The 12397-nt window shown below is 70.9% G+C and carries 12 protein-coding genes; 5 read left to right on the top strand and 7 right to left on the bottom strand.

Features of this window, described 5'->3' with window-relative positions; all coding sequences use genetic code 11:
- Nucleotides 1-2: 2 nt before the first annotated feature.
- The 5 genes from BKH28_RS05010 to BKH28_RS04990 form a co-directional block, all read right to left on the bottom strand.
- On the bottom strand, nt 3-377 hold the full coding sequence (locus tag BKH28_RS05010; protein ID WP_075417766.1) for an Rv3654c family TadE-like protein: 375 nt from the start codon (nt 375-377) through the stop codon (nt 3-5).
- Nucleotides 374-688 (bottom strand): TadE family type IV pilus minor pilin, encoded by a 315-nt coding sequence (locus BKH28_RS05005; protein ID WP_075417765.1) that lies wholly within the window; start codon nt 686-688, stop codon nt 374-376. Before BKH28_RS05005 ends, BKH28_RS05010 begins: the two co-directional genes overlap by 4 nt.
- Complete coding sequence (locus BKH28_RS05000) at nt 682-867, bottom strand: hypothetical protein (protein WP_075417764.1); 186 nt, start codon at nt 865-867, stop codon at nt 682-684. The genes BKH28_RS05005 and BKH28_RS05000 overlap by 7 nt, the downstream gene beginning before the upstream one ends.
- 21 nt (nt 868-888) lie before the next feature.
- The gene (locus BKH28_RS04995) at nt 889-1140 is read right to left on the bottom strand and encodes a DUF4244 domain-containing protein (RefSeq protein WP_081380044.1); all 252 of its coding nucleotides are present in this window, start codon (nt 1138-1140) and stop codon (nt 889-891) included.
- 568 nt (nt 1141-1708) lie between these two features.
- A complete protein-coding gene (locus BKH28_RS04990; RefSeq protein WP_075417763.1) occupies nt 1709-5404 on the bottom strand; it encodes a DEAD/DEAH box helicase in 3696 nt (1231 codons plus the stop codon).
- A gap of 240 nt (nt 5405-5644) precedes the next feature.
- On the opposite strand from BKH28_RS04990, the gene BKH28_RS04985 reads away from it, so the two are divergent.
- The gene (locus tag BKH28_RS04985) at nt 5645-6307 is read left to right on the top strand and encodes a GOLPH3/VPS74 family protein (RefSeq protein WP_075417762.1); all 663 of its coding nucleotides are present in this window, start codon (nt 5645-5647) and stop codon (nt 6305-6307) included.
- A 179-nt stretch (nt 6308-6486) separates the two neighbouring features.
- Here BKH28_RS04985 and BKH28_RS04980 read toward each other — a convergent pair whose 3' ends face one another.
- Entirely contained in the window at nt 6487-7134 is a 648-nt protein-coding gene (locus BKH28_RS04980) for a TetR/AcrR family transcriptional regulator (protein WP_143224068.1), read from the bottom strand.
- A gap of 67 nt (nt 7135-7201) precedes the next feature.
- Here BKH28_RS04980 and BKH28_RS04975 point away from each other — a divergent pair, with 67 nt between their 5' ends.
- Nucleotides 7202-8323: an NAD-dependent epimerase/dehydratase family protein gene (locus BKH28_RS04975; RefSeq protein ID WP_075417761.1), complete on the top strand. Its 1122-nt coding sequence runs from the start codon at nt 7202-7204 to the stop codon at nt 8321-8323.
- A gap of 183 nt (nt 8324-8506) precedes the next feature.
- Here BKH28_RS04975 and BKH28_RS04970 read toward each other — a convergent pair whose 3' ends face one another.
- Entirely contained in the window at nt 8507-10117 is a 1611-nt protein-coding gene (locus tag BKH28_RS04970; RefSeq protein WP_075417760.1) for a cation:proton antiporter, read from the bottom strand.
- Between the two features lie 177 nt (nt 10118-10294).
- Here BKH28_RS04970 and BKH28_RS04965 point away from each other — a divergent pair, with 177 nt between their 5' ends.
- The 3 genes from BKH28_RS04965 (at nt 10295) to BKH28_RS04955 (ending at nt 12390) form a co-directional block, all read left to right on the top strand.
- Complete coding sequence (locus BKH28_RS04965) at nt 10295-10525, top strand: DUF2191 domain-containing protein (RefSeq protein ID WP_010615473.1); 231 nt, start codon at nt 10295-10297, stop codon at nt 10523-10525.
- 68 nt (nt 10526-10593) lie between these two features.
- Nucleotides 10594-10953, top strand: coding sequence for a VapC toxin family PIN domain ribonuclease (locus BKH28_RS13170; protein ID WP_256695492.1), 360 nt, complete (start codon nt 10594-10596; stop codon nt 10951-10953).
- A gap of 90 nt (nt 10954-11043) precedes the next feature.
- A complete protein-coding gene (locus BKH28_RS04955; protein ID WP_075417759.1) occupies nt 11044-12390 on the top strand; it encodes a DUF4921 family protein in 1347 nt (448 codons plus the stop codon).
- Nucleotides 12391-12397 lie beyond the last annotated feature (7 nt).

Here is a 12397-nt window from a genome sequence, read left to right as displayed (position 1 = left end):
ATTCACAGCTCGGGCGGGGCGTCGACGGGGCCGGCTCGGGCCCGGGCGGTGGCCTGGCGGGGCAGGCCGAGGATCGTCGTCGGGACGACGACGCTGACGGTGACGTCCTCGCCGGCCACGGAGCAGGCACTCACCGAGGCGCCGTTGGCGTCCGCGACGCGCTGCGCCATGGCACAGGGGTCACCGGGGGCGATGACCGAGGACAGGACCGTGGCACCGGAGATGGCCGCGAGGTCGGCGGCGGCCCGGGCCCGACCGGTGGCGCTCTGGGCCTGGATGAGACCCGCGATGCCGACCGCCGCCGTCAGCAGCACCGCGATGACACCCAGGGCGTAAACCGTCCCCGAACCGCGCTCGTCCCTTCGTGGGCGGTTCATGGGCCGCTCGGTTCGGTGTAGGCGCAGGCGCGGGCGCGCGCCGTCAGGCCCAGCCCGCCCAGGGGTCCGGGAACGGGTCGGGCGGCGGTGACGCAGGTGAGCTCGCCCTGCTCGACGCCGAGGCTCACCCCGCCGGCCACGCGCTGGGCGGCGCCGGTGTAGTCGTCCTGGCCGATGGCGGCCTGGCGGGCCGCCGTGCGGGCGGCGTCGGCCACCCGCAGCTGGGTGACGCCGGCGCTGACCGCCGCCAGAACCATCAGCAGCACGAGGACGACGGCGGGCAGCGACAGCGCCGTCTCGGCCGTCACCATCCCCTGCTCTCCTCGTCCAGAGCACCCGTCCTGGTCGTTGACCCCGTGGCCTCGGTGGGGTCGACGACCAGGTGAGGGATGCGGTTGCGCGCGGCCTGAAGGCCGGCGGGAAGCGGGACCCGGGCGGCGACGTCGGCCACCGCCGGGCGCCCGGGCCACTCGGGGGCGAGCGCGCCCACGTGCTGCGATGACGCCGCACATCACACCGAGAGCGCCGACTCGATGATGGACTGCAACGCCCCGCTCAGGCTGCCCGAGCGCATGAGCGCCAGCAGCAGGCCGGCGAAGGCCGCGGCCGCCAAGGTCCCGATGGCGTACTCGGCGGTGGCCATGCCCTCCTCCCGGGACGTCAGGCGCCGCATGACGTCCGGCAGCGTTGACGCATCACCCGGACGGGCCAGCATCACACTGGTGCGCAGAGCGCGCAGGGCGGTCCTGGTGGGTCTCCTCATGGTGGTTCTCCTCTGATAGGTGGGGACCAGCACTCCGCTGCTCCCCAGCGGGCGCCGTGCCCGCACCACCAGCATCGGGCTGCCCCGAGTTCCCGCGCTCAGGGGCTTCTCAGCCCTGTGGAGACCACCTGCAGTCCCGGCTCTGTGGACCCGGGGACCGCCAGCGCCTTCGCCGATCCGCCGGGCCGCGCGGATGGGACCATGCAGGCACCGACGGAGCAATGGTCGGATGGCGCGGGGAGGACACCGAAGGGGAGGTGCAGACCGCCACGGTCACTCCCGGCCGGGGACATTCTGCGCGGCCGGGTGCGTCCCACTCCGGGCGGGGGCATTCGACGCCGTCGGGGACAGGATTCCTGTCCCCGTACGCGCACGATGTCCCCGGCCGGAAGAGAGTGTCCCCGAAGGCAGACTCCCGCACCTGTTCACGCGGATTGTCCCCAGCGCCGAGGGGAGGTGACACTGTCGGTCGCGCGGATGGACCCCACCAGGACACAGCCGAACGGGGTCCACAGTGCGGGGGTCGGGCGCAGGGGAGCTCAGACCGCGCTCGACCGCATTGAGAGCCTCAGCCCTCGATGAGCTCGCGGATCTCGGCGGCGGTGAGGGCCGCCGGACTGAGTCCACCCGCGCCCGTAGCCCCGGCCGTCCCTCCAGCACCTTCGCCGCCGGTCTCGACCTCGCCGGTCCCCTCAACGACCCGGGCGAAGAGCTCGGCCTTCTTCTCCTTGAGGGCCATGACCTTCTCCTCGATGGTGTCGGCCGAGACGAGCCGGTAGACCATGACCGGCTTGTCCTGGCCGATCCGGTGGGTGCGGTCGACGGCCTGCTCCTCGGCCTGCGGGTTCCACCACGGGTCCAGCAGGAAGACGTAGTCGGCCTCGGTGAGCGTGAGCCCGAAGCCGCCGGCCTTGAGGGAGATGAGGAAGACGTCGGCCTGGCCGGCCCGGAAGGCGTCGATGACCTTCTGTCGGTCGGGGGTGGAGCCGTCCATGTAGGCGGTTCGCACACCGGTGGCCTCCAGGTGCTCGCGCACGCCGGAGAGGTAGCGCGTGAACTGGGAGAAGACGAGGGCGCGGTGCCCCTCGGAGAGGATCGGCCCCAGGTGCTCGACCAGCACCTCGACCTTGGCCGACGGGCTCGGCCGTCGGCCCGGCCCCCTGTGGCCCGTCGCGGAGGCGGTGACGGCCTTGCCCTTCGCTCCCCTCGCGCCGCGGGCCGACCTCCTACCGGAGGCGCCCTTCCCGCCGGCCGTGTTCTCTCCGCTCTCGCGACTCTCGCCGCCCATGTCCGCTGAACCCTCAGTCCCGGGAGTCTCAACGTCCCCGGGCTCGGTTACGTCCCCGCCGTCGACGAGCGCCGGGTCGAGCGCCATCTGCCGCAGGGTGGTGAGCGCCTTGAGCGCGATGAAGCGCGACTGCGCCGTGTCCTCCTCCAGCAGCCCGAGGATCCTCTGCCGCTCGCGGGCCAGGCGCTGATCGTAGGCCTTGCGGTGCTTGGCGCCCAGCTCGACGGCCAGGACCTGCTCGGTCTTGGCGGGCAGGTCCGCGGCCACCTGCTCCTTGGTTCGCCGCAGCAGGAAGGGCCGCATCCTGCGCCGCAGCCGCCCCAGCGCCTCGGTGTCCCCGCGGTCGATCGGCGTGCGGTAGACCTGCCCGAAGCGTTCGGGATCGGGCAGCAGCCCCGGCGCCGCGATGCTCATGAGCGCCCACAGGTCCATGAGCGAGTTCTCCAGCGGCGTGCCCGTGATCGCGATGGTCGACGGCGACCGCAGCCGCCGCACGGCCTTGTAAGTGGCCGAGGTGTGGTTCTTGACGAACTGGGCCTCGTCGCACACCACCCAGGCCCAGTCCTGGGCGGTGAACTCCTCCTCACACAGTCGCACGATCGTGTAGGAGGTGACGACGATGTCGCAGCCCTCCGCGATCCGCGTCAGGGTCTCCTCGCGCTTGGCGGCCGTCCGCCTCACGGCCCGCACCCGCAGCCCCGGGCAGAAGCGCTCGGCCTGCTCCACCCAGGAGCCGACGACGGAGGTCGGCGCGATGACGAGCACCGGCCCGGCCCCCTCCGGCTCACCGGGGTCGCCGGAGCTGGTCGGCTCGTCGGCCGGGCCCTGCCCCTGGGCCTCCTCGCGCTCCTCGATGAGGCGCTGGACGGCGGCGAGCACCTGGACGGTCTTGCCCAGTCCCATGTCGTCGGCCAGGACCCCGCCGAGGCCCGCCTGGCGCAGGAAGTCCAGCCAGCGGTAGCCCTCGAGCTGGTAGGGGCGCAGCGTCGCCCGCATCCCCCGGGGCACGGAAAACCCGCCGGTTCCCTCGCCGGTGCCGCCCGCGTCGCCGCCCCCGGCGGACCGCCCATCGGCGTGCTCGGCGGTGGCCTCGGCGGCGCGCGCCCGCTCCAGCAGCCGCCCGACCCGCTCCTTCCAGCGGGCCGTGGCCCGCTCGATGACGCCGAGTGACTCCAGGACCTCGTAGTAGCCGGCGTGCAGGGCACTGACCCGCAGCTCGCCCTGCGCCTGCGGGTCGGCCAGCTCGCGCCCCTCCTCCATGAGGCGGGCCAGGGCCTCGATCTCCGGTCGGTCGATGCTCACCCACGTGCCCGACTCCAGGAGCACCTCGGGCTCCCCGGTGGCCACAGCCGCCATGAGCAGCGCCAGAGGGATCTCCTCCTGGCCCACGTGGACGCGCACGGACAGGGAGAACCAGTCGGGGCGGTCCTCGTCATCGCTGACGCTGGTGGTGATGACGGGGGCGGCGTCGGCCTCGCGGTAGTCGGGGACGTCGTCGTCGACCTCGACGTCGAAGGCCTCCAGCTCGCGCAGGACCGGCAGCGTCTCGGTCATGAAGCGAGCCGTGTCCATGCCTCGCAGGTCCAGGGGCTGCCAGAGGGCCGGGTGCCGGCCGGCCAGGGGCAGCAGGCGGTTGAGGACCTCTCGGGCCAGGCGGATCTCCCCCTCGATGTCCCGGCCGGCGGTCTCGCCCTCGATGCGGCCCTCGGCCGCCGAGGAGAGGTCGGGGAGGCCGTGACTGTGCCGGGCTTCGCCGTTCTCGCTGATGTAGCGGATGGACCACTCGGTGGTCAGGTGGTGCTCATCGGCGTCGACGTGGACCGCGAGCGCGGCGCGCAGCGTCGTGGGCCGGGGCAGGCGGATGGAGGCGTCGGCGGACAGGACCGGCAGCGCCCGGGTGAGGGCCTCGAGGTGCTCGGTCTCGAAGCGCTCGACGTCCCCGGCCGGGATGGTGATGGCCTCGCCGTCTCCCAGCAGCACCCGGGAGAGGGCCTCGCTGGGGCGCGGTTCGAGAGGCATGAGGAGCAGCTCGCGTCCGGGCATCCACGTGTAGAAGCCGTGGACGGGGTCGCCGATGGGCATGAGGGAGAAGTTGAGGCTCAGTCCGGGGACCTGGAGGCGCCGCAGCTCCTCGACGTCGTCGATCTCCACGGCGGGGGTGATGACGACGTCTCCTCCCTCCTCCCGGGTGAGGTGGATGCCGCCGCGCAGCCCCTCGGCGAGGTGGACGGGCATGCCGTGGCGCTGGGCGGTGGTGAGGGTCAGGCCGGCCGCCACCCCTCGGCGCAGCACGTCCCAGACGCGGGCGGGCGCGGTCGTCAGGGAGAGGCGGTCGTCGGCGTAGTAGAAGCCGTGGCCGCCGGCTATTCCGGCCAGCTCGCGCAGGACGCCCATGACGTCGGGGTCGACGTCGTCGTCAAGGCCACCGGTGGCGATCTGGCTCCAGGAGGCCCCCTGCCGGTTCCAGCCGCGCTTGCCCTCGATGAGCGGGAGCATGGACAGGCCGGCGGGGGTGCCCCACATGTTGCCGGGGTCATCGATGATCTCCAGGGCCATCCGACGGCGCGGGGCGTGCTCCACCCGCAGCAGGTCGGCCAGTCGGCTCTCCCAGGGGGCGACCCGGCCGGAGGAGGGGGCGGCGTCGGGCTCCTCCTGCGCCAGGGTGCGCGCGGTGATGAGCAGGGCGGCCACGTGCTTGCAGTTGCTGCCCACCGGGCACGAGCAGGTGCCGGCCCATGCCTCCGGGGCGCTCCGGGCGCTCTGCTTGCGGAAGACCATGGTCTGGTAGGTCCGCGTGCCCGAGCCCTTGGACTGGGCACTGATGATGTCCCCGTTCCCGGCGACGCCGATGCCCCGCACCCGGCCCTTGCGCGCGTAGTCCAGCCCGCGCTGAAAGGCCTGGTGACCGACCCGGCTGATGATCTGGTCATCGGTGAGCTCCACCGGCCAGTCGTCATGCCGAATCGCGCGAGCCATGCCCCCAGGTTAAACGCGGGGTGCGACACGTTCGGGTGTCATCTGGGCGCCGATCGAACGCCCAGCGCGAACGGCCCGGTCTCGCACCCGGTCAGGCGGGAACGGGGCGAGGGGCCGGCCGCATCCCGGTCGGGTGGGTGAATGCCTCCCCCTTGAGGAGGAGCCGGGCCGGGCCCGGATCTCGCACCCCAGAGGGATCACATTCTGATGACGGCACGTTGTACTGGAGTCATGAATGCGATGCTGACCTGTGAAGAACTGTTCCTCCTGTTGACCAAGGACTCCGGGAAGCCGGAGAGCCGCATGACGTACCCGGTCTACGGGCTCACCGGCGCGCTGCTCACCGACCTGCTGCTGGCCGGCCGTATCAGCCTGACCGAGGAGCGCAACCCCCGCATCTACATCGTCAGCTCCGAGCCGACCGGGCACCCCGTGCTGGATCGGGCTCTGGAGCTCCTGCCCGCCAAGGACGGCAAGCGATTCTCCTCCCTGGTGGCCTGGGGCAAGCTCAACCCCACCCGTCACATCGCCGAGTCCTTGGCGGCGGCCGGGGTGGTGCGTGTCCACACCGGCGGGCTGTTCGGTTCGCTGAACCCCAGTTACCCGACGCTCGACCCCGTCCCCGAGCGGCAGCTGCGAGCGCGCATCGACGGCGCCCTGCGCGGGGTGCAGCCACCGACCGGCGCCGACGTCGCCCTGCTGTCGATCCTGCAGGCGCTCGGTGTCGCACCGACCGTCCTGCCGCAGCAGGAGACCGGACTCAGCCGCGGCGAGCTCAAGCGTCGGATCAAGGAGATCGTGGGGGAGAATCCCGTGGGTCGTGCGGTGCAGCGGGCCGTGGAGGCCGTGACGATGGCCATCGTGGCGGCCGCGAGCGCCGGGGCGCTGGCCTCATCCAGCTGATCGGGGAGCCGACTCAACGGACACCGCCGGGGACATTCTGCGCGGCCAGGTGCGTGTCCTTCCGGGCGGGGACCATCGACGCCGTCGGGGACCGGAATCCTGTCCCCGAACGCGCGAGACGTCCCCGGCTGGAGTGGAGCGTCCCCGGCCGCGCGACATGTCCCCGTCGGCGAGTACCGTCATTCATCTCCGAGCGCACGCAGCAGCAGATCCTGATCGACGTCGGACAACGGCTCGGCCCCGTCACCGCCGGCAGCAAAGGCGACCCCGGCCAGGACCGCGCCCAGGACCAGTCGGGCTCCGGCGTGAGGTTCCACATCGGGGGCACCCTCTCCGCGCGCCCGAGCCCGGTCCCGAATCTGCTCCAAATGAGAGCGAGTGGCGGCGAGGAGCTGACCGAGAAACAGCTCCCTGAGCTCCTGGTCCTGAGGCAGCTCGCCCAGAAGCGACAGCACCGCCTGACCTGTGGCCCCTGACAGCGCCCGGTTCTTGTAGGCGATGAAGGCCTGCAGGTCCCCTCGCAGCGAACCGGTATCGAAACCCTCGGCCACGGCGGCACCGGACCCCACAGCCTCGTCGGCCACGCCGGTCTCGATCATGCGTCTGGTCGCGGCCAGGACGAGTTCGCGCTTGGTGGGCCACCGGCGGTAGAGGGTCGCGGTGGAGACGCCCGCGCGCCGAGCCACCGCTGCCGTCGTCAGCGCTGCGTAACCACTCTCGGCCAGGAGGTCACGTACGGCCAGCATGATCGCCGGCCCCAGAGCGGCGTCAACCGGCCGCCCCGGGGCGCGCTTGCTCCTCGGTGCTTGTGAGCCCACTGCGTTCATGGGGAGATCGTACCGACCAATAATGAAACTGATTGACTTCGTTTCCTAGGGGTGTCAGGATGCGGCCATGCAATCATCGGCAGCACACTCCAGTGACAACACTGACAGCACTGACAACTTCGACTCCACCATCGATCTGAGCGGCATCCCGGTAGACACCAGCAGCCCCGTCATGGTCACCGGCGCCACCGGCTACCTGGGCAGCTGGGTCACCAAGGGCCTGCTCGACGCCGGCCTCACCGTCCATGCCGCCGTACGCGACCCTCAGAACACGAGCAAGGTGGCCCACCTGAACCGCATCGCCGAGCAGGCGCCGAGTACTCTGCGCCTCTTCGCCGGCGACCTGCTCCAGCCCGGCTCCTACGACGAGGCGATGGAGGGCTGCGCGGTCGTCATCCACACCGCCTCACCGTTCATTCGCGCAGTCGACGATCCCCAACGAGACCTTGTCGCACCTGCACTGCAAGGAACCCGCAATGTTCTGGCCGGTGTCGGGCGCACACCATCAGTCACGCGAGTGGTCCTCACCAGCTCGATCGCCGCCATGTACGGCGACGCCACCGATATCCAGGGCTACCCGGGGCGAATCCTGACCGATACCTGCTGGAACACCACCTCCTCCCTGTCCCACGAGCCCTACCCCTACTCCAAGACCCTTGCGGAGAAGGAGGCGTGGCGACTGGCCGCAGAGCAGGATCGGTGGAGGCTGGTGACCATCAACCCGTCCATGATCCTCGGCCCCTCACTGAGCAGCGCCCCCACCAGCGAGAGCTTCTCCACGATCCGGATGATGATCGACGGTACTGCCCGCCTGGGAGCGCCGCGCGTGGGAATCAGCGTCGTCGATGTCCGCGACGTGGCCCAGGCGCATATCGCCGCCGCCTTCCTGCCTGAGGCCCACGGCCGCTACATCGCATCCGCGGAGGACACCGACATCTTCGCTCTCACAAGCACTTTGATTCCACGCTTCGGCAGGTCGCTCCCGTTGCCGCGGCGCGCCCTGCCCCGGCCCGTCGTCGTGGCCATGGCACCCCGGCTCGGTCAGACTCGAACCTATATTCGGCGCAACGTGGGCTACGCGGTCCGCTCCGACGCCTCCCGAAGCCGCCTCGAACTGAGCACCCGATACCGACCCGCCCAGACGTCCATGGAGGAGATGGTCGAGCAGATGCTCGCCCAGCAGGGATAATCACCCGCTCGCTCTCCCCCTCCACCGGAGGGGGACATTCTGCGCGGTCGGGGACACAACTCACCCGGCGGGGACCTTCGACGCCTCCGGGGACAGAAATCCTGGCCCCGGAGGCGCAACATGTCCCCCATTGGAGTGGAACGTCCCCGGCCGCGCGACATGTCCCCGTCGGCGAGAAGGGCGTCACTCGCCCCGGGGCCGACGACGCCGGGCCGCGCGGGAGGTGCCGCCGTGTCTGCGCAGGTGGTGCCAGCGCTCGCGCCACTGGGCGTGATCCTGCTCGATCTCGGCCAGGCGAGCGGCCAGGCGGTGCGACTCCTCCAGCGACAGCCCTCGGGCGTGCATCCCCAGCTCGGCCAGCCGCGCAATCGCCGGCGTCGCCTGCTCGCGCAGGTCGGGCAGGCCCACCAGGTCGGGCTGCGTCGGCCGTCTCACCCCTCCGGCCGGAGTGCGCTCCCCCACCGGCAGTCTGATACCGCTGGGCGGCGACGCCGGTCGGCGCGGCTCCGAGACCTGCTCACCGACCGGGACCGTCGCCTCCTCGGGGGTGCGCCCGTCGGGAGCTGCCGGCCCCTGGACCACGCGCATCACCTCGTTGGCCGGCACGTGGTCGCTGCGGTGGCCCAGCACCAGCCCGGCGGCCGGCAGGACGAGCACCGACAGCACCCCGGCCAGCACGAGGGTGGAGGCGAAGGAGGTCGACATGGCCTCGGCACTGACCGCCACCTGGGTGACGGCCACGATGATGGGCAGGGCCGTCGTCGAGTAGACGGCGATCTGGAGGCTCTGGCGCATCGAGTAGGCGCGTGAGCCGTCCCTGCGTCGCTCCGCCCGGGAGGCCAGCCACACCGGCACACCCCGCACGAGCACCAGCAGCACGAAGAAGGCCAGCAGGTTGACCAGGTCCCCGCCGTCGAGTCCGGCCTCGATACCCATGCCGGAGGTGACGAAGAAGATCGGGACGAAGAACCCGTAGGCCAGGCCGTCGAGCTTCTCCTCGAACTCGGCGTCACCCTCGGGCAGGGCGTGGCGCAGGACGAAGCCGGCGGCGAAGGCCCCCAGGACGACGTCGAGGTCGAAGATGGCGGCGATCGCGCACAGCCCCACCAGGAGCAGCACGGTGGCGCGGATGGTGGTCTGCGCCGTCGTCGAGGCCCCCAGGTGGATGGCCTCGACCAGACGGCGCCCCACGCGCTTGACGCGGCTGGTGAAGCGGACGATGAGCAGGGTGATGATGAGGAAGACCGCCAGGATCACCATGCTCGCCCAGGTGGAGCGCGAGCCCAGCAGCAGCGCCATGACGAGGATCGGCCCAACCTCGCCGACGGCGCCGTGGTTGAGGATCGAGGCGCCCACCGCCGTGGGCAGCAGACCGCGGTCGCGCAGGATCGGCAGGATCGTGCCGATCGCCGTGGAGGTCATGGCAGTGGCGATGGCGATGCCGTTGGCCGACGCCGCGCCTCCGGTCACCCCGATGACGCTGACCGCACCGAAGGCCAGCCCCAGCGAGAGCAGCCAGGCGACGGCGGCGTGGCGCCCGCCCGCCCCGCGCAGCTCGTTGATGTCGATCTCGTAGCCGGCCATGAGGAAGAGGAAGGCGACGCCGAGCTCGCGCAGCAGCTCGATCGAGGAGTCCTCGATGGCCAGCCCCAGGCCGTGGGGGCCGATGAGCATTCCGCCCAGGATGAGGAGGACGACCTCGGGCACGAGCCGCTTGGGAATGGTCCAGGAGATCAGCGGCGCCACGAAGGCCACCGCGACGATGAGCAGCAGAGAGGTGAAAACCTGGGCCATATCGTCTCCTTGTCTCCAGTCGGGTGCGGGCAGTGCGGGCGCAGGGCCGGGCCCGGCGCCCAGGTCCGTACGAGCCAGTGAGACTACCCCGACCTTGGCCGGCCGAGCCCGCCATCAGAATCCACAACAGTTCATCGGCTCATTGATGCCGTGATGCGCTGGTGCGATCATGATCGTATGAGGACGACACTTGAGATCGACGACCGGGTCCTGTCCCTGGCTCGTGAGCGCGCTCATCGCGACGGCGTGTCACTCGGGCGCGCCGTCTCCGATCTCGCGCTCCGGGGAATCTCCCACGGGGGCCGCACCAGTAGGCACGGGATCCCCTTGTTCTTCCCGCCCGCAGGCCAGCAGGCTCATGTGGTGACGCCAGAGCTCATCGAGCAGTACCGAGATGACGACCACTGATCGCCTGCGACTGCTTGACGTCAATGTCCTCGTGGCATTGTCGCTGCCCAAACCATGCGCACCACGAGGTGGTCAGCGCCTGGTTCGACGGAGTGGATCAGTGGGCGACCTGTTCCATCACCCAAGCCGCATACCTGCGTCTCCTCATGAATCCTCGAGTCACCGGATTCGAGATCGCGGCCGCTGATGTGCTCTCCGGACTCGATGAGCTGACATCGCTTGACGATCACGTGTTCCTTGTCGACGACGCCCCTCCTGCTAAGCCGTCCATCAGCTTCTCGAGACTGAAGGGCCCGAAACAAGTCACCGACCTGCACCTGGTGGACCTCGCAGCACGTCACAACGCTGTTCTCGCCACCATGGACGGACGCATGGTGCAGGCGCTCACGTCACAGGATCGACGACATATCGAGATCATTCCCCTGTAGGCAGGACTCGCCCCGTCCACAGAGGCCGGCCGGGCCCGCCATCAGGGCCGCCGGGCGCGCGGGAGGGTCACAACACGTCACAATGGGTGCATGCTCATGCCGTACTCCCCCTCCGCCGAACCACTCACGCGCCTGGCCGATGGGACGGTCAAGCAGATCAGCCCCTTCACCGGCACCGAGGTGTGGACCGTGCCGGGCCGCGCCAACCGGCCCATCTCGCACCCGGTGGCGGAGGTCCGCCCGCTGGAGGAGGCCGACCGCACCCACAGCTGCGCCTTCTGCTCGGCGCGCTACCTGGAGACGCCCCCGGAGAAGGCGCGCGTCGTGCGCGGGGCCGACAGCGGCTTTGAGCGCCTCGACGCCGTCGCCGCATCCGCCCTGTTCGACACGGTGGCCGAGTTCCGGCGGGTGCCCAACCTCTTCGAGATCCTCTCCTTCGACTACTGGCACATCAACCACGGCTACGAGATCCCCGACGCCGCCCGCGAGCGCATGGAGGCCTACCTCGCCGAGCCGGCCGGCGTCGAGCACGTGGAGCGGGTGGCGCGCACCAAGCTGGCGGCCGCGGGCGCGGACCCGGACTCCTGGGACTCGATGGACGAGCGGACCCGCCGCACCTTCCTGGCGGCCTTCTTCGCCGGGGGCCACGACGTCATCATCGGTCGGCGCCACTTCACCGACGACGCCGTCGACACCACGGGCCTGGCCGGCTCAGGGACGCTGAGCGTGGCCGAGCACCGCGCCTACACGCGCCTGGCGATCCACGCGATGCAGAGCCTGTACGAGGCCAACCGCTGGGTGCGCTACGTGGCCGTGTTCCAGAACTGGCTGCGCCCGGCCGGGGCGAGCTTCGACCACCTGCACAAGCAGCTGGTCGGCATCGACGAGCGCGGCGTGACCAGTCAGCTGGAGCTGCAGAAGGTGCGGGCCAACCCCAACCTGTACAACGAGATGGCGGTGGACTACGCCGCCTACCAGGGCCTGCTGGTGGCGAGCAACGAGCACGCGGTGGCCTTCGCCGGGTTCGGGCACCGGTACCCGACGCTGGAGGTGTACTCGACGTCGGCCGTCCCCGAGCCGTGGCTCATGAGCCGAGAGGAGATCGACGCCGTCGCCGACCTGGTGCACGCCCTACACGCGGCCACGGGCACGGACGTGCCCAGCAACGAGGAGTGGCACCACAAGCCGCTCGACGTGGACCAGCCCATGCCCTGGCACATCACGCTCAAGTGGCGGGTGTCGACCCTGGCGGGCTTTGAGGGAGGCACGAAGATCTACCTCAACACCATCGACCCGTGGACGCTGCGCGACCGCGTGGTGGCGCGCCTGGAGGACCTGCGGGCCGACCGGCTCATCGCGCCGATGGCCGTGGGCGAGGAGTGCCCGACGACGCCCAACCGGCTCCTGTACAACCCGGTCCTCACCGCCCGGCCGTAACCGGGAG

The sequence above is a fragment of the Actinomyces oris genome, from assembly GCF_001937665.1.
In the GTDB taxonomy this organism is placed as follows: Bacteria; Actinomycetota; Actinomycetes; order Actinomycetales; family Actinomycetaceae; genus Actinomyces; species Actinomyces stomatis.
This window is presented reverse-complemented; position numbering and strand designations above follow the sequence as displayed.

Excerpts from the sequence above, each read along its gene's own strand:
- BKH28_RS04995 (WP_081380044.1), bottom strand. The coding sequence starts at position 1,140 with ATGAGGAGACCCACCAGGACCGCCCTGCGCGCTCTGCGCACCAGTGTG.
- BKH28_RS05010 (WP_075417766.1), bottom strand. The coding sequence starts at position 377 with ATGAACCGCCCACGAAGGGACGAGCGCGGTTCGGGGACGGTTTACGCC.
- BKH28_RS04990 (WP_075417763.1), bottom strand. The coding sequence starts at position 5,404 with ATGGCTCGCGCGATTCGGCATGACGACTGGCCGGTGGAGCTCACCGAT.
- BKH28_RS04985 (WP_075417762.1), top strand. The coding sequence starts at position 5,645 with ATGCTGACCTGTGAAGAACTGTTCCTCCTGTTGACCAAGGACTCCGGG.
- BKH28_RS04955 (WP_075417759.1), top strand. The coding sequence starts at position 11,044 with ATGCTCATGCCGTACTCCCCCTCCGCCGAACCACTCACGCGCCTGGCC.
- BKH28_RS04965 (WP_010615473.1), top strand. The coding sequence starts at position 10,295 with ATGAGGACGACACTTGAGATCGACGACCGGGTCCTGTCCCTGGCTCGT.
- BKH28_RS05005 (WP_075417765.1), bottom strand. The coding sequence starts at position 688 with ATGGTGACGGCCGAGACGGCGCTGTCGCTGCCCGCCGTCGTCCTCGTG.
- BKH28_RS04970 (WP_075417760.1), bottom strand. The coding sequence starts at position 10,117 with ATGGCCCAGGTTTTCACCTCTCTGCTGCTCATCGTCGCGGTGGCCTTC.
- BKH28_RS04980 (WP_143224068.1), bottom strand. The coding sequence starts at position 7,134 with ATGAACGCAGTGGGCTCACAAGCACCGAGGAGCAAGCGCGCCCCGGGG.
- BKH28_RS04975 (WP_075417761.1), top strand. The coding sequence starts at position 7,202 with ATGCAATCATCGGCAGCACACTCCAGTGACAACACTGACAGCACTGAC.